We start from the raw sequence: 15,424 nt of genomic DNA on the forward strand, positions 1-15,424 counted from the left end.
GGATGTCTTTAATATAAGTGATATTTTTCACATGATATGTGATTTAAGTCACAAATATTAAAATTTTAATAAACTAATTTTGAAACAAAAAGAGCAAGGCGGTTTCGGATCCACCTTGCTGCAAATTCGTACGTTCGTTATTTGGCTTGTTCTTTGCTCTGATCCTTGCCTGTCAGCGTCTCCGACCATTCCTCCATCATCTCGCCAACGAAGTCCTCGAGGTTCTCCGTAGCGGAGGTGGGGTGCTTAGGAACGGGAATCGGATCGACGCCGGAACCTTTCCCGGGAGGCAGGGTGTCCTGCTCTTTATTCATTTAGCTGGCTCCTTTCTGAAATAGGATCGTTAAGGTTCTAGTGATTCACCTTAATATGATGATCCGGCGTGACTTTATGAGTCAGCAGCTCAGAGACGGTCACGAACCGATATCCCCGGCTTTGGAGTTCAGGCAAAATGACCTTTAACGCCTCGAGGGTCTGCGTACTGTTATGCACGTAATCATGCATGAGGATGATGTCGCCGTTTCGTGCGTTATTCAGCACCTTGCGAACGATCTTGTAGACGCCGGGCGATGCCCAATCCTTCGTATCCTGATGCCAAGACCAGAGGATCATCTTCAGGTCGTTATGTTTGGTTAACTCGACGATGGCTTCATTATAATAACCGCCCGGTGGACGGAAGAGGACCGGTTTACTTCCGGTTGTCTCAAATATAGCTTCCTGGGTCATCGCCAATTCTTCCGTTAAGGTCTTTAAAGTCAACCGGTGAAAGGAAGGGTGGTTGTAGGAGTGGTTGCCGATTTCATGGCCGCCGGCTTGTTCCAATCTAACGATATCGGGGAATCGTTTGACCCGGTCGCCGACGACGAAGAAGGTTGCCTTCGCTTGGTACTTATCCAGAAGTTCAAGGATTTTCGGGGTTTGCAACTCGTCTGGCCCATCGTCAAACGTCAAGGCGATAAATTTTTCTGACATTGGCACTTCCCAAACAATGTCCCCACGTTCCTCGTAATAGCTCCTTTCCTTGCCCTGAGCCGGAGATGACGCCTCCACAGCAGGGGTGAGAAGCGAAGCTGAGAGGGCGATAGCGAGCGCTGCCCCCAGTTTATTTTTTAACATCGGTTCTGTGTTCCTCCATCAACTAAACTTAAAGTGCTTGGCGGTCCGGCCGGGAAACGTTCGTTTCGGCGGTCGGCGCTGTCCGTTTAGTGTGGCTGATCACCGGCACTTTTATCCTTGTACGGGAGAATCGTCCTTTCTTTCAAAAAAGTCTCCGCTCTGCAGGCGATCAACGAACTGCTGCAGCCACTCGTAATAACTCACGGCATGCTTCAGCTTGTGCAGATCCTCCAGGCACAGCTTCCGTTCCTCCTCGGAGGTCTCCAGCTCCAGAATCGTCTCCGAGAGTGGCGAAATGACGGATTCGAGAGCTCCGCGCATGACATCGATTTCCCGTTGCAGCTTGGTAGCAAAAAAGGCCTGAAACGCTTTAAAAAAATCGGTTTCCGCGGCATACAGATCTTTGCGGGCGTCCTTCTCGTCCAATTTGGTCACCATTTTTGAATCGACAAGCGAGCGAACGGCATAGCTCATATTGCTTTTACTCATATTCATGCTTTGCTGCATCTCTTCCAGCGTCATCGGTCGATCCTCAAAGAACATGATGCCGTACAGCTGTCCATAGGAGTAATTTACGCCGTAGAGGTCCATCGTCTGCGCAATCGCATCGATGACCTTGGCGCGAAGCTCTTCCCGGAAATTTTGCGGGTCCGGCATTTTCCCCGATGTTGGCTTTTTCACCTTCACACCTACCTGCCTCGAAAAAATTTACACAAAATTAATCGCCGCTTCACGCAGAGATAACCTAATGAACACGAAATGAACGTACAATAAATATTGAACAGATAAGAATTTCAACTTGGTTCATCCACTATTATAACAAATATTCAATAAATACTGAATGGAATAAAAGGAGGATCCATGAAACGTTCGTTTTGGGTGGAAGATGTCCGGGCTTTGTTGTTTACGCTCCCGGCGATGGTTCCGCTGACGTTATTTTGGTTTTATCCGCTGGGGTACATCATCTACCTCAGTTTCATGGAATGGGATTTCATGAGCCCGGATAAGTTGTTCGTCGGACTGCAAAATTATCGCGACCTAATCACGGATCCGTCGTTTTACCAGTCACTTCGGGTTACTGCGTTATTTTGCGCAGGCAGCGTATTGCCCGTCGTCGTGTTCGGCTTAGGGCTGGCCTTACTGCTCAACCGGAACATGAAGGGCGGATCCGTCTACCGGATGCTGATGTTCTCCCCTTGGGTGACGCCGACAGTGGCGGTTTCGATCGTTTGGTCCTGGATTTTCGAGCCCGAAGTGGGCCTTGCCAACACGCTGCTGAAAAGTTTCGGGATCGAAGGGATCCGTTGGCTGGAGGATCCGAACTGGGCGCTTGTGGGTGTCCTGCTCGTCACCGTCTGGAAATCGGCCGGCTGGGGGATGATCTTCTATCTCGTGGCGCTGCGCAGCGTGCCCACAGAGCTGTTGCAAGCGGCCGAGCTCGACGGCGCAAGCCGCTGGCACAAGTTCTGGAACGTGACATGGCCGCTGATTTCGCCGACAACCTTTTTCCTGGTGATTGTTCAACTGATTCAGGCGCTGCAGGCGTACGACCAAATTAATGTACTGACGCAAGGCGGGCCGGCCGGTTCGACGCGCACGCTGCTTTACCTTTATTATCAGTCCGCCTTCGACGCGTTTCAAATCGGGCAAGCCTCTTCGGTGGCGATTACGCTCATTATCGGTTGCGTGGGATTATCGTTGCTGTCGTTCTGGGTAGGCCGGCGTACTGTTCATTACTCTTCATAGAAGAAAGGGGACTAAACCATGCAAGGGATCGAAAAATGGGGCACCGCCATACGCCATGTCTTGTTGGCGGCCGTCTCGCTGCTGATGGCGTTTCCGTTCTATTGGATGGCGACCAGTGCGCTGAAGAGCAATGACGAGATCTGGCAGTTTCCGCCGACGCTATGGCCGCATAACCCGAAATGGGGACAATTCGCCGAGGCCTGGGCCGCCGCTCCGTTTGAGCGGTATATGTTCAACAGCGTCTTCGTCGCTGCGGTGATCGTAGCTATACAGATTGTGAATTCAGGAATGATGGCCTATGCCCTGACCCATATGAAATTCCGCCTGAAAGGGGCGTTTACCGCATTGGTTCTGGTCGGGTACATGGTGCCAAGCACCGCGGTGTACCTCCCGGGTTATATCGTCCTGGGCCGGCTGGGCTTGCTGGATTCCTATGCCGGGTTGATCCTCTCTAACTGCGTGAGTGTGTTTTCGATCTTCCTGATCCGGCAAGCTTTCTTACAAATCTCGCATGAGCTGGTGGAGGCCGGGCAAATCGACGGGGCGTCGCACTTCCGTATTCTTTGGACGATTCTGCTGCCGTTGACACGCTCCTCCTTTGCGGTGCTCGGACTGATTACTTTTATCGAACAGTACAACAACTATTTCTGGCCGATGCTGATCACCAAAAGCCAAGACCTGCAGCTCGTATCGGCCGGTCTGCGCAGCTTCTTCGTGGAAGGGGGTGCTTACGGGCTGAAATGGCCGCTCATTATGGCCGCCAGCGCCTTCACGATCGCGCCCTTGCTCGTGTTGTTCGTGCTGACCCAGAAGACGATCATGCAAAGCGTCAATTTGTCCGCAGGTGCTAGTAAAGGATAGGTAAATGAATTCGAAATCATGTAGTGGAGGCTAGAAAATGTCGAATTGGAAAAAATCGTGGTTTGGACTGTTCATGACTTGTACGTTCTTACTCATCAGTGCTTGCGGCGGGGGATCCGGCGCTGCGGGGAATACAGCCGATCCCGCTCAGGCTGCGCCGGCAGGGAATACAGCAAATGCCGGAAACCAAACGCAATCGGTAGAGCCGGTTACGATCGAGTTTTGGTATGGGCTTGGCGGCAAGCTAGGCGAAAACATGCAAGCCTTAATTGACAAGTTTAATAGCTCGCAGCAGGAAGTCATCGTGAAGCCGGTCGTGCAAGCCGATTACAGCGAAACGGAACAAAAGCTTCAAGCGGCCATCGCCGCCGGCACCGTGCCGGCCGCCGTTCTATCCTCTAACGTGGACTGGGCTCGCAAAGGGTATTACGCACCGCTAGATGAGTTGATCGCCGTTTCGCCGGATTTCCAACCAGAGGATGTCGTGCAGACGTTCCTGGAGCAAGGGAAAGTCGACGGCCAGCAGTTTTTTCTGCCGATGTACGGCACGACGCAAGTGATGTATTACCGGAAGGATGCCTTTGAGCAGAATGGCATTAAAGCCGAAGATTTGACTACCTGGGAGGCGCTCGCCGATGCCGCAGCAAAAATGACGGTCAAGGAAGGCGGCAAAACCGTGTTCTACGGATGGGAGCCGATGTGGGGCGCGGAGAACATGATGGACGCCGTGTATGGCAAAGGCGGTAAAATCCTTAGTGAGGATGGCAACGCGGTGTTGATCGATTCCCCGGAATGGGTGGAAACCTGGGAATTATTCCGTAAATGGATCCATGAAGACAAAATCATGCGTATTCACTCCGGCGGCCAAGGCTGGGAGTATTGGTACAAAACGATTGATGATGTGATGAAAGATCAAGCGGCGGGGTACACCGGTTCCAGCGGCGACCAAGGCGACCTTGATTTCAACATCGTGGCGGCAATGGAGCAGCCGGGATGGGAGGGGATCGGTGAAGGGAAACCCGTCGCCCAGGCGATCATGGCAGGTATTCCGGCAGCCGCCAGCCCCGAGCAGCAACAGGCTGCGATGAAATGGTACAGCTTCTTCATGAGCCCGGAGAATACTGCGTTCTGGTCGATGAATACCGGCTATATCGCCGTACGCCAATCGGCGCTGGACGATCCGGAATTCGTAGCTTACAGCGAGCAGAACCCGCAGGCGACCGTGCCGTTGAAGCAGGCGACGCATGCCTCGAAGCCGTTCCAGGATCCAACGGGCGGGAAAATTACAGACGCGCTGAAGATCGCCGCCGACAAGGTACAGATCAGCAATACCCCGGCAGCGGAAGCGCTGAAGGAAGCGAAGGAGACGGCGCAGCGTGAACTCGACCGAATCCGGAAATAATCATCTCGCTACGGCTACAATAGCCGTAGCTGGAATAGAATTTACGATCGAGGCGATTTTGTTCGATAAGGACGGAACGCTGATGGACTTTATCTACACCTGGGGAAGATGGGGCGAGCGGCTGCTCGCCCATTTTTCCTCCGAATTGATGAAGCGGCAGCGGCTGCCGCTGGCGGAGGATCTGTTGCAGGTCTGGGGAATTAACTACGACACTGAGGGGCAGATCTCCGGGTATGACCGGAACAGCCCGCTGTCGATGGGCACGGTAGACGACATGCTGACGCTGCTGGCGTTGGAAGGCTACAAGGCAGGCCTCTCCTGGGCGGAAGCGAAGGTACTAGCGGCGAAGAGTCGCGAGGCCGCGGACGAAGCGCTGGAGGGTTCCCGCATAGCCCGATTGCTGCCGGAGGTCTTGTCGTTCTTGGAGCGATGCCGTCAAGCCGGTCTGCTGCTCGGCATCGTCACCTCCGATGAAACGGCGGCGGCGGAGAAACATCTGGAATGGCTGGGCATCCGCTCGTATTTCTCCGTATGTGTTGGCGCAGATCGGGTGAACCGGGGAAAGCCTTATCCGGATATGGCGGAGTTGGCCTGCCGAGAACTCGGTGTGGAGGTTGCCAAGGTAGCCGTCATTGGTGATACGGACGGCGACATGCAGATGGCCCGCTCTGCCGGGGCGGCCGCGGCCATCGCCTTGGATGAGGGGCATACCGCGGGGAAGGATGGCTTCCCATCGGCAGATGCGGTGATGGCTAGTTATCGCGAGCTCCGGGTCGAGCAGGTTGGGTAATATCGGAAAGGTGGAAAACGATATGGGGTGGTTATTCCTGGCTCTAGCCATCGTGCTGGAGTTATCCGGCACGGTGTCAATGAAGCTGTCGGATAGCTTTACCCGGCTGGTTCCTTCGGTGCTGATGTTTGTTTTTTACGGGGCCAGCTTTACGTTTCTGAATTTTGCGCTGGGGTATATGAAGGTGAGTACCGTTTATGCGGTATGGTCGGGGATTGGGATCGTGTTGATCTCTATCGCGGGAGGAATTCTGTTTCAGGAGAAACTGTCGTTGCCTTCAATATTGTGGATCGGGGTGATCGTCCTCGGCGTTATTGGGCTAAATTTGAGCGGCAAGGGAGGTTAATGGGATGGTAGATCAGAATGGGATGAAGGTAGGGGAAGGTCGGCGGGATGAGGAGCTTCTGCTAGCCTTTCAGGTGATCACCGACACGCATGTTCGGGCCGATGAGCAGCATACGCATAATGTTAACCTGGAGCTGGCTTTACGGGATATCGTAGAGAATGGTGCCGAAAGCGCTGGAATCATGCATGCGGGGGACGTGACCGATCATGGATTTCCGGAGGAGTATGAAGCGTGGAACCGGATCTGGGAACAGTTTGGCGGGAGGTTACCTCCGCTGTATGTGACGATGGGGAATCACGATGTCGCGTTGGGGAACTGGGAGGCGCGTTTGGGGCAGTTTTTGCGCGGCACCGGGACGGAGGACATCTATCATGATCATTGGATTGACGGTTATCATTTCGTCTTTCTCGGAACGGAGGAGGGGCTGGAGTTATTTAGCTCCTTATCGGAGAAGCAGCTGGCCTGGCTGGACGATAAGTTGGGGGAGAGCGCTACGGCGGACCGTCCGGTCTTTGTATTCCTGCATCAGCCACTAATGAACACGGTGGCTGGCTCTTATGAAGCACAACGCTGGTATGGCGTCGTGCAGGACGCCGAACTGCGTGCCGTACTCGCCCGTCATCCGCAGGCGATTCTGTTCACGGGGCATACCCATTGGGAGCTGGATGCTCCTAACACTTCATTTGGTGTGCGAGGCGAAGGGCCGGCGATGTTCAACGCCGCTTCGGTTGCCTATCTCTGGAGCGATGAAGACGAACACAAGAATGGCAGCCAAGGCTTCTACGTAGAAGTCTACCGCGATCATGTCCTTGTGCGCGGCCGGGATTTTACCCGTGGCGAATGGGTGGAGGCGGCGCAGTTCCGGGTGGAGTACCCGCGGGGTTAGCAGGTGATCGGGCCGACGTGGGGAGACTAGCAGTATACATTAATGGGAACGCGCGCCATTTTTGGCGTGCGTTTTTTGCGTGTGGTGTAATGGTGGGCCAGAGCGATGCAACTAGTAACGAGCAATGAGACTGTTTGCTGTTTGTTGGTAGCGGAGCTGTGCTAACACTTTGCTGGTAGGGGTGTTGTCCTAACGGACACCAGAGCCGCTATTTGGGTTCTAACGTTGCCATCTCCATTCTAACGGACCTCAGAGACCTTATTTGGGTGAATTGTGGTGAAATGATCGCCTAAAGGTTCAAATAAGGTCGCTCCAGTCCGTTAGCCCGGGAAATCACCGGGAAATAAACCAATAAGGTCGCTACAGTCCGTTAGAAGTTTGGGAGCAACGAAACGACTGGGACGAGTAATTATCCGCGACCCCCCAACGCATAGAGCGAAGTTGCTCGCCGCATAATACGACCTACAGGAGGTGTATTGTGAATTGAACAAGAAGAATGATGCGAAGCACAGCTCCAAGCATGTAAAAAAGAAATTAGGGATTCCAAATCTTAATGCGGAATTTGCTGATGCAGATACCTCTAAAAAGACGAAGCAATAGAATGAGCATAAGACCACCAGGGCATAAGCCTCAGTGGTCTTTTTTCATATTGTATACCAAACCAGGGGGAGTATCAGGATCACCCAATTGTGGTTTCTGGTGAGTGGTCCTGAGCCCCGATCAAGGAATATTCTGGCCGATGATTGGTAAACTTTCATGTTGCCCGGGCGGGACGCGAGTTATATATCAGTAAAATGGTTTATAGAAATTGGTTGGAAAGGACATATTACGTATCAAATTCGTATCATAGGCCAATTTAGACCTAATAAATAAAAATCCCCTGAAGCCTTACGCTTCAAGGGATTTTAGCGATGATCTGCAGTGGGCTCGAACCACTGACCCCCACCCTGTCAAGATGGTGCTCTCCCAGCTGAGCTAGCAGATCAAAATTATAGTAAAGACAAAATTTATCTTATCAGGCGGCGGGGTTCTTGTCAACAGTTCCCTGAAGTATAAGGTTACGGGACGCTGCCAACAATGGTGAAGGAACATAATCTCGGTCAGGTCACGCATACGTCAGGAAATGACGATGAGACCACGCAAGGAAAGGAAGATGTACAGATGCGTCGAACCCGAAACCTGCATCACCCCAGAAATCATCATCAACCCCCGTCTACGCGTCAAGCGACGAAATGGCATCGGCCCCTCGAGGTAACCGTGGCGGTAGCCGTCCTCCTGCTGGCCTTAACCAGCGCCTGCCGCCTGGCACCCGACCCGGAGACGATGAGCCGACAGGCCCGCGCCTTCCCCTGGCCGTTTGGGCCATCGGTATCGGATGGCGTTTATTCGCCAACGATTGTGGAGGACGTGTATTCTACCGAATAACGAGCTTTATTCTTCGTCCCATTTCCGAGAGTACCCTTTCTTCGTCACGTAAAACATGGAGACGATCAGCAAAACCGCGATCAGCACCGCAGCGGCTATCGTTATGCCCATGACCATAACCCCTTTGCCAGCTCCTTTCAGCCGAGATCTAGTTAGAATAACTATACATGAAAATGATTTTTTTGTATAATGATGCAGTTTAAACAAACCAATGGACAAGGAATGCTGGGAGGGGAACGAAGTGTCGGCTGCGACAATCATACATGTAGAGAACGAGGAACAACTTCAAAGATGCCTGGACATCCGTAAAGAGGTGTTCGTCGAGGAACAGAAGGTCCCCATCGATTTGGAGATTGATGAATACGACAAGATCGGTCCGGATGTGCATCATGTGCTGATCGAGATGGAAGGCGCCTATGCCGCAACGGGCAGGCTGATTTACTATAAGGACAATGCGGCTAAAATGCAGCGGATCGCCGTGCGCCAAGAATTCCGTTCGAAGGGTGTGGGCAAAATCTTGCTGCTCGCCTTGGAAGAGCTTGCGCGGGAGCTTGGGCTCACCAAATCGGTCCTGGATGCACAGTGCCATGCCGAAGGGTTTTATGCCAAACTGGGTTATGAGACGATCTCGACCGAGCCCTTCGATGACGCCGGGATTCCGCATGTTCGGATGATTAAGCCGTTGAAGTCGTAAATATCATAGGTTTTGAGGTTTCGGGGCAAGCTAGATCTAACCTGAACGATGAGGAGATGAGCTAGCCGATGGCCCTGAATACCCGAGAAACGTTTATTGCCGTACGAAAGAATGGGGATGGCGACTTGGAGGCGTTCAAAACATCCAGCGGACGCGTACTTGAGTACCAGCAAGCTCTGCAGGAAATCAAGGCCGGTGCGATCGCTGGCGTTAACGTCTTCAAGGGACGGGATGGAGAAATGTACATCCGCGGTGACGCCGATGGAGATCCATCCAATAACCTCGACAACTTGCCGGGGTTCGAATAACCGTTGACCTATCCCATACGAGTCATACGAGTCAACCCTGCAGGCCTAAACAGCCCGCAGGGTTGTTTTTCATTACAGCGTATACACTTCATGTTGACGGAGGAATTCCATCTCCCCGGTTGAGCCCAGGAACGACTCCATTTCATCCCCATAATGCATCAACAAGGTTTGGCTCTGAATCTCGGGCGGCAGAGTTAACAATTCCTGCAAGGTGGTATGGACTTCACCCCGTCCGGTTAACTGGACTTCGTGCAGGATTCGGCGACAGCCCCGTTCGCGCACAAGCTTTTCCAAGAGCTCCGGTTGAAACGTTTTGTCCGCGCTGTAGAATATCTCTTCATTCAAATAAAGCGAATAACTCGGTTTACCCGGGATATGCGGCGTTCGGATGATCTCCACCTTCAATTTGGGCGCAAGCTGCACCGGCTGGCTTTCCATTAATTGACGCACGTCAAACACATCGTTCAGCGAATGGATCACTCCGTCCTGGCTTAACCCGCCTTTTAGGGTGTTTTCCCATAACGGCTCCACCAGATTCTCTGCGAGATACAGGATCGGTTTCCGTCCGGACCCGAACTTCCGGCGGAAGGCCAGTTCCTCCAACCCGCCTACGTGATCTCCATGGATGTGGGTGATCAGCACGGCGTCGATGTCCTCCACCGGTTTACCGATCGCATGAAGCGCCATCGGGGCGGTGATTCCGCAGTCGATCAGCAGGGTGAAATCTCCAGCGTAGAGAAGCGCGTTGTTATTGAAATATCGTTTGGCAAACGCCCCGCCCGTGCCTAGCATTTGCAGACGTAATGGCATTCGGAAATCCCCCTTCGTTCAGTATGAGTCACCCTTTTACTGTACACAATTTCCAATAGAAACAAAAGACTGGCATCTCTCGCCAAAAAAAGTGCCGCCTTTTACCATTACCACCGCAACTTGACCGGAAGCGAGGAGTATAACATTACATCAACAGGAATCAAATGGAGGGTCAAATTCATGAAATGGAGAAGAGTTGCATTATTGGTGGTTGCTTTCTCTCTAATGGGGGGTTCCCTGCTGTTTGCCGATGCTGCGAGCCAAAAGGTGAAGCTGATGCTGAACGGCCGCGAACTGGAGGACGGCGGATATATCGTGGACGGGAAAACGTATGTGCCCGTTCGCAACTTGGAAGGCTTGGTCGAATACAATGACAGCACCAAAACGGTGAATTATTATAAACCCAATGTTCATATGTTTCTGTTTACAGATGATGCGGTTTTTGGCGATGTAAAGAAGACAGGGAAGCTGAAGTTCAACGTTTTTTCACAAATCGATAATTTGCGCACGGATATTGCAGCGGTGCGGGTTTCGATCACAGCCCCGGACGGGACATCCAAGGAGATTCAGACGGATGAGATCAAAGAGCAGCGGGATAACTTCTGGTTCCGAACGAAGGACTTTACCTATGATTTCAAATCGTCAGGCCGCTATGTGGTAGGGTTCTACATGCAACCGTCAAATGGAACGGACTTCGTGCTCATCTCGGAAAAAGGTATTAACGTCTTGAAATAATCGCAAGTCCAGCTCTACAAACGACAGTACTTGCGAAAATTGACCTGTCCCACCCAAAAGTGTTACGATACGGGGGGAATGAAGCAGGTGACCGCTTCACTCCATTAAAAACATACTTAAAGCGAGGTAATTTCATGAGCGACCACAATCACGAACACGGCGAAGCATGCGGCTGCGGCCACGATCATGACCACGATCATGACCACGATCATGAGCATGAAGAGTTTGTGTTGACGCTGACTGACGAAGAGGGGAAAGACGTAGAGATGGTTCTTGTCGAGACTTTCGACGTTGGCGAGAAAGTGTACGCGTTACTGCTCGAGCGCAACAATCCGGAAGCGGACGGCATCATTCTCCGCATGGAAGAAGAGAACGAGGAAATGGTGCTTTACAATATCGAAGACGAACAGGAATGGAAACAGGTGGAAGAGGCTTATAACGAGCTTGTCGCCCAAATGGATGAAGCCTGATCTGAGTTTAGTCCCCTGGTTTATAAGATAAAAGCTCCCCGGAAGCGGGGAGCTTTTTGATTTGATTTGAATTAGAAATTAGAAAATCGGATCCGCCTCAACAATCACCTTAACCTTATCGATATACCGATCCTCCGGCCCTTTGACCGGCAGACCGACCTCGACATGATCCACGATGTAGTCAATATTGTCCTGGGAGATGACCTCGCCCGGGAGCAAGATCGGAATTCCCGGCGGGTATACATAAATAAATTCGGCAATGATTCGTCCAGCCGATTCCTTAAACGGAATGACCTCGGTATCCGCATAGAAGGCATCCCGTGGAATGAGGGAGAGATGCGGAATTTCCGGGACTTTGACGATCAGCTCGTTGGCGTTGTTTTCTTTATAATAGGTTTTAGACAATTCGCGTAGAGCAGTCAGCAAAATATCGGCAGTTTCCTGTGTGTCCCCCGGTGTAATCAGGCACAGGATATTATACATATCGCTGAGCTCCACTTCGATGTTGTAGTGCTCACGCAGCCAATTCTCCGTTTCATAACCGGTAATCCCCAGGTGACGCACGTGGATCGTCAGCTTGGTCGGATCGTGGTCATAAGTCGCTTCACCGCCCAGGATCTCCCGTCCGAAGCAATACAAGCCTTCGATTTGGTTGATTTCGGACCGCAGCTGATGCGCCATTTCCATCGCTTGTTCGGCCAATTCCCGCCCATGCAGCGCCAGATTACGGCGCGCCGTGTCCAGGGAAGCCAGCAGCAGGTAAGACGTGGAGGTGGTCGTCAGCATACTGATGATTGTCTGCACGCGTTGCGGGTTGACATACCCGTTCTTCGTATTCAGGTTAAGAATCGAACTTTGCGTCATCGAACCGCCGAGCTTGTGCACGCTGGTAGCCGCCATATCGGCTCCCGCCTGCATGGCCGACATCGGCAGCTTCTCGTGGAAATGAATATGCACGCCATGCGCTTCATCAACGAGCACCGGTACATGGAAGCTATGGGCCAAGTCAACGATTTCCTTCAGGTTGGCGCAAACGCCAAAATACGTCGGATTGATCACCACGACCGCTTTGGCGTCGGGATGACGCTGCAGTGCGCGGCGGACCGAGGAGGTTGTGATCCCGTGGTCGATCCCCAAATTGGCGTCTTGAGCCGGCGATACGAAAACCGGCTTCGCTCCGGCGAAAATAATCGCCGACATCACGGATTTATGAATGTTTCTCGGGACGACAATTTTATCACCCGGAGAACAAACGGATAGTATCATAGTCATGATGGCTCCGCTGGTCCCTTGCACCGAGAAGTACGTATAGTCGGCGCCGAAGGCGTCGGCGGCCAGCTTTTGCGCCTCTTCAATGACGCCGGTAGGCTGGTGCAGATCGTCCAGGGGAGCGATATTGATCAGGTCAATGGACAAGGCGTTATCGCCAATGAACTCGCGAAATTCTTTATCGGTTCCGAGCCCTTTTTTATGCCCGGGAATGTGAAATTGAACGGGATTGCCGGCCGCGTGCTTTTTTAACGCAGTGAAGAGCGGCGTGCTTTGATGATCCATACGGGCCATCCCTGCCTTTCGTCTACATAATTTTCAAACAAGCTTGAGTATAGCAAAATGCGCCCGGAATGCAAGCGAATGACGATGGTTTTTACGCAAAATTGACGTTGTGCGGGTTAATTTGCCGACCAAAACGGACAGAATGAAGAAGGAAGCCGTGATCGGATACTAGGAGAGGGGGACTTTTCGTGGAACTGACAAGCGGAATCGCGCGAAAAAAGCTGCTGAATCCCACGTTCGCCAGCCTGTGGCTCATCATGTTTTTGGTGGAATTTGTCAAGGGGGCGCTGATCGTATCCATCCTTCCGGTCTATATGGGGGATGTCCTGAGCCTGAGCGCGTTTGCGATCGGGTTGTCTTTTTCGATGCAATATATCGGGGATAATCTGTTTCGCAGCCCGGCGGGTTGGCTGATTGAACGAATCGGCTTCCGCCGAACGATGAGCTTGGGGCTTTGTATTACGCTCGGCGCCGTGGCGGTGATCGCGTTCCTGCCCACCATGGGCTTTCTCGTACTTGGCTGCGCCTTGCTTGGCATCGGAACCGCGCCGCTTTGGCCTTGCGTCCTGATGGGGATCACCGCGGTCACAGAGGAGAATAACAACTTTGCGACGGCGATGGGCGTCATTCAAATTTCCAGCCTCGGCGGTACCGGCCTGGGTCCCGTTATCATTAACTTTTTTCTGCATGATTCATATCGACCGGTTTTTTGGTTCTTGCTCGGATGTATTGCGTTGGTTGTCCTGATATCGTTGTTGTTGCCGGGAAAAGCGGGCGGTTCCACCGCCGCGGGCACGGCGAAATCCGCCGTCCCCGGGGATGCATCCCCCTCCGCCAAGAGCGGAGGGATGTGGAGCCAACTGCGTGCTTCGATTCGCCATATCCGCACGCATTTGCACGTCAGCCCGCTCTTGTATCCGGCGCTGTTCCTCCAATCGTTCGCCGTAGGGCTGTTGACGCCGGTCATCACACTGTACGTCCGCACCGAGCTCGGTCTCTCTCCGGAGACGTTCAGCGCCATGCTCGTCATCGGGGGCGGGATCACCGTCCTGGGATTGATTCCGATCGGCAAGCTGGTCGACCGTCTGGGGACGCGCTGGTTTCTGCATATCGGCTTCGCCCTGGCAGCGGCTTCGATCGGCTTGTTTGCCCTGTCGCGGGAGGTATCGTTCGTCTGGCTGTTTGTCATCCTAATCGGCTGCAGTTATGCGTTTATCCTCCCAACTTGGGATACGATGATCTCGTACTTGCTTCCCAGTGGGGAGAAGGGGACGGTCTGGGGCCTGTTCCTGACGATCCAGGGCTCGGGCATGGTTGCAGGACCCATCATCTCCGGCAAAATGTGGGACCTGATCGGCCCGACTGCGCCGTTCCTGGCCAGCTCGGCGACGATGGCGCTGCTCTTCTTCCTGCATATCGGCCTTGTGCGTACGGAAAAAGCCTCCCCGAAACCATAAGGCGGGGAGGCTTGATGTGCAGCAAATAGGCCCAGCTTAAAACGCGTTTTTGTATAGAGGCAGCAGCGTTTGAAACGTCTCCTGAACGGTCTGAATCAACTTAGTCCCGTCCGACACGATAGGGTCGTTCCGTTCCAACCGCAGCCCGCACAACGCTTCGGATTTCTTCACCGTCTTCAGTTGCTCGGCCCAAGCTTTCAACTGCTTGGTATCCGCTTCCTGGTGCGGCGTACCGCCTGGACTCATGTGATCCAGCGACCAGTAGAACCCGTCCGGCATCGTCTTCTTGATTTGTGCCGCCTGCTTGTCCAAATATTTGGCAAACACCGACTTATTTGGGCTTTCGTAAATGACGGCGAAGATCATGAACAGATGCGTGGAGAACATCCCCACTTGGAAATGTGGCAACGCTTTATACCCGCGTTTGCTGGCTGCCCAGGCGACCCAGGTGTCGTTCGGCGGATTCACCGTCCGGCGGGCATGCTTGGCGACATGCGGGAACATCTCTTCCCCGCATAAAGCGGACAGGAACGGAACCAGCTCGGTACCGAGCATCTCCAGCTTGGGTCTAATGTGGCTTATAATCGCTTCCATCCGGGGCTCCAGCCCCGGGACGGTAAGGGCGTCGAAATCTTGTGTTGTAAATCCTTCAAAGGACATCGGTGTATACCTCCAGCTTCAGCATGAATCGGTTGCGCTTATGATTTGCAACGGTACCAGTATATCATAATTTCCGCGTCATTCCCGGGTTGATCGGGTTAAAAATAATCAATAAACCAAGTTCCATTACATAAGATGGAGTATAAGATAAGGTAAACCGTGAG

The 15,424-nt window shown here is 52.8% G+C and carries 18 protein-coding genes and 1 tRNA gene; 12 read left to right on the top strand and 7 right to left on the bottom strand.

Annotated elements, in window-relative coordinates:
* Positions 1 to 137: 137 nt before the first annotated feature.
* From M0651_RS02685 to M0651_RS02695, 3 genes are all read right to left on the bottom strand, one after another.
* A complete protein-coding gene (locus M0651_RS02685; protein ID WP_248550316.1) occupies positions 138 to 314 on the bottom strand; it encodes a hypothetical protein in 177 nt (58 codons plus the stop codon).
* Positions 315 to 351: 37 nt separating this feature from the next.
* Positions 352 to 1,116 (bottom strand): polysaccharide deacetylase family protein, encoded by a 765-nt coding sequence (locus M0651_RS02690; protein ID WP_248550317.1) that lies wholly within the window; start codon positions 1,114 to 1,116, stop codon positions 352 to 354.
* 111 nt (positions 1,117 to 1,227) lie between these two features.
* Complete coding sequence (locus M0651_RS02695) at positions 1,228 to 1,773, bottom strand: GbsR/MarR family transcriptional regulator (protein WP_248550607.1); 546 nt, start codon at positions 1,771 to 1,773, stop codon at positions 1,228 to 1,230.
* A 204-nt stretch (positions 1,774 to 1,977) separates the two neighbouring features.
* Between M0651_RS02695 and M0651_RS02700 the strand changes: the two genes are divergently transcribed.
* From M0651_RS02700 to M0651_RS02725, 6 genes are read left to right on the top strand one after another with little or no spacing between them, the layout of a single operon-like run.
* Positions 1,978 to 2,862 carry a carbohydrate ABC transporter permease gene (locus tag M0651_RS02700; protein ID WP_248550318.1) on the top strand — a complete coding sequence of 295 codons (885 nt, stop codon included), beginning with the start codon at positions 1,978 to 1,980 and terminating at the stop codon, positions 2,860 to 2,862.
* 18 nt (positions 2,863 to 2,880) lie between these two features.
* Positions 2,881 to 3,723 (top strand): carbohydrate ABC transporter permease, encoded by an 843-nt coding sequence (locus M0651_RS02705; RefSeq protein ID WP_248550319.1) that lies wholly within the window; start codon positions 2,881 to 2,883, stop codon positions 3,721 to 3,723.
* 37 nt (positions 3,724 to 3,760) lie between these two features.
* Complete coding sequence (locus M0651_RS02710) at positions 3,761 to 5,125, top strand: ABC transporter substrate-binding protein (RefSeq protein ID WP_248550320.1); 1,365 nt, start codon at positions 3,761 to 3,763, stop codon at positions 5,123 to 5,125.
* Positions 5,100 to 5,915 carry an HAD family hydrolase gene (locus M0651_RS02715; protein ID WP_248550321.1) on the top strand — a complete coding sequence of 272 codons (816 nt, stop codon included), beginning with the start codon at positions 5,100 to 5,102 and terminating at the stop codon, positions 5,913 to 5,915. The genes M0651_RS02710 and M0651_RS02715 overlap by 26 nt, the downstream gene beginning before the upstream one ends.
* A 22-nt stretch (positions 5,916 to 5,937) precedes the next feature.
* Positions 5,938 to 6,261, top strand: coding sequence for a DMT family transporter (locus M0651_RS02720; protein ID WP_248550322.1), 324 nt, complete (start codon positions 5,938 to 5,940; stop codon positions 6,259 to 6,261).
* 4 nt (positions 6,262 to 6,265) lie between these two features.
* Positions 6,266 to 7,147: a metallophosphoesterase family protein gene (locus M0651_RS02725; protein ID WP_248550323.1), complete on the top strand. Its 882-nt coding sequence runs from the start codon at positions 6,266 to 6,268 to the stop codon at positions 7,145 to 7,147.
* A 912-nt stretch (positions 7,148 to 8,059) separates the two neighbouring features.
* Here the strand turns inward: M0651_RS02725 and M0651_RS02730 are convergent.
* Positions 8,060 to 8,132, bottom strand: a tRNA-Val gene (locus M0651_RS02730).
* 92 nt (positions 8,133 to 8,224) lie between these two features.
* On the opposite strand from M0651_RS02730, the gene M0651_RS02735 reads away from it, so the two are divergent.
* The 3 genes from M0651_RS02735 to M0651_RS02745 all read left to right on the top strand — a co-directional run bounded on the left by M0651_RS02735 (position 8,225) and on the right by M0651_RS02745 (position 9,574).
* Entirely contained in the window at positions 8,225 to 8,572 is a 348-nt protein-coding gene (locus M0651_RS02735) for a hypothetical protein (protein ID WP_248550324.1), read from the top strand.
* A 211-nt stretch (positions 8,573 to 8,783) separates the two neighbouring features.
* Positions 8,784 to 9,266 (top strand): GNAT family N-acetyltransferase, encoded by a 483-nt coding sequence (locus tag M0651_RS02740; protein ID WP_248550325.1) that lies wholly within the window; start codon positions 8,784 to 8,786, stop codon positions 9,264 to 9,266.
* 68 nt (positions 9,267 to 9,334) lie between these two features.
* A complete protein-coding gene (locus M0651_RS02745; protein WP_248550326.1) occupies positions 9,335 to 9,574 on the top strand; it encodes a DUF3892 domain-containing protein in 240 nt (79 codons plus the stop codon).
* A gap of 72 nt (positions 9,575 to 9,646) precedes the next feature.
* Here M0651_RS02745 and M0651_RS02750 read toward each other — a convergent pair whose 3' ends face one another.
* The gene (locus tag M0651_RS02750; protein ID WP_248550327.1) at positions 9,647 to 10,384 is read right to left on the bottom strand and encodes an MBL fold metallo-hydrolase; all 738 of its coding nucleotides are present in this window, start codon (positions 10,382 to 10,384) and stop codon (positions 9,647 to 9,649) included.
* Between the two features lie 180 nt (positions 10,385 to 10,564).
* Between M0651_RS02750 and M0651_RS02755 the strand changes: the two genes are divergently transcribed.
* Together M0651_RS02755 and M0651_RS02760 are read left to right on the top strand one after the other, a co-directional pair.
* Positions 10,565 to 11,119: a stalk domain-containing protein gene (locus M0651_RS02755; RefSeq protein WP_248550328.1), complete on the top strand. Its 555-nt coding sequence runs from the start codon at positions 10,565 to 10,567 to the stop codon at positions 11,117 to 11,119.
* Positions 11,120 to 11,253: 134 nt separating this feature from the next.
* Positions 11,254 to 11,589, top strand: coding sequence for a DUF1292 domain-containing protein (locus tag M0651_RS02760; protein ID WP_248550329.1), 336 nt, complete (start codon positions 11,254 to 11,256; stop codon positions 11,587 to 11,589).
* Positions 11,590 to 11,667: 78 nt separating this feature from the next.
* Here the strand turns inward: M0651_RS02760 and M0651_RS02765 are convergent, their stop codons facing one another.
* Positions 11,668 to 13,143 carry an aminotransferase class I/II-fold pyridoxal phosphate-dependent enzyme gene (locus M0651_RS02765; protein ID WP_248550330.1) on the bottom strand — a complete coding sequence of 492 codons (1,476 nt, stop codon included), beginning with the start codon at positions 13,141 to 13,143 and terminating at the stop codon, positions 11,668 to 11,670.
* Positions 13,144 to 13,331: 188 nt separating this feature from the next.
* Between M0651_RS02765 and M0651_RS02770 the strand changes: the two genes are divergently transcribed.
* Entirely contained in the window at positions 13,332 to 14,600 is a 1,269-nt protein-coding gene (locus tag M0651_RS02770; RefSeq protein WP_248550331.1) for an MFS transporter, read from the top strand.
* A 36-nt stretch (positions 14,601 to 14,636) separates the two neighbouring features.
* Here M0651_RS02770 and M0651_RS02775 read toward each other — a convergent pair whose 3' ends face one another.
* Positions 14,637 to 15,260, bottom strand: a complete 624-nt coding sequence (locus M0651_RS02775; protein ID WP_248550332.1) for a YktB family protein — start codon at positions 15,258 to 15,260, stop codon at positions 14,637 to 14,639.
* Positions 15,261 to 15,424: the final 164 nt, after the last annotated feature.

Source organism: Paenibacillus mellifer, from assembly GCF_023195895.1.
Taxonomy (GTDB): domain Bacteria; phylum Bacillota; class Bacilli; order Paenibacillales; family Paenibacillaceae; genus Fontibacillus; species Fontibacillus mellifer.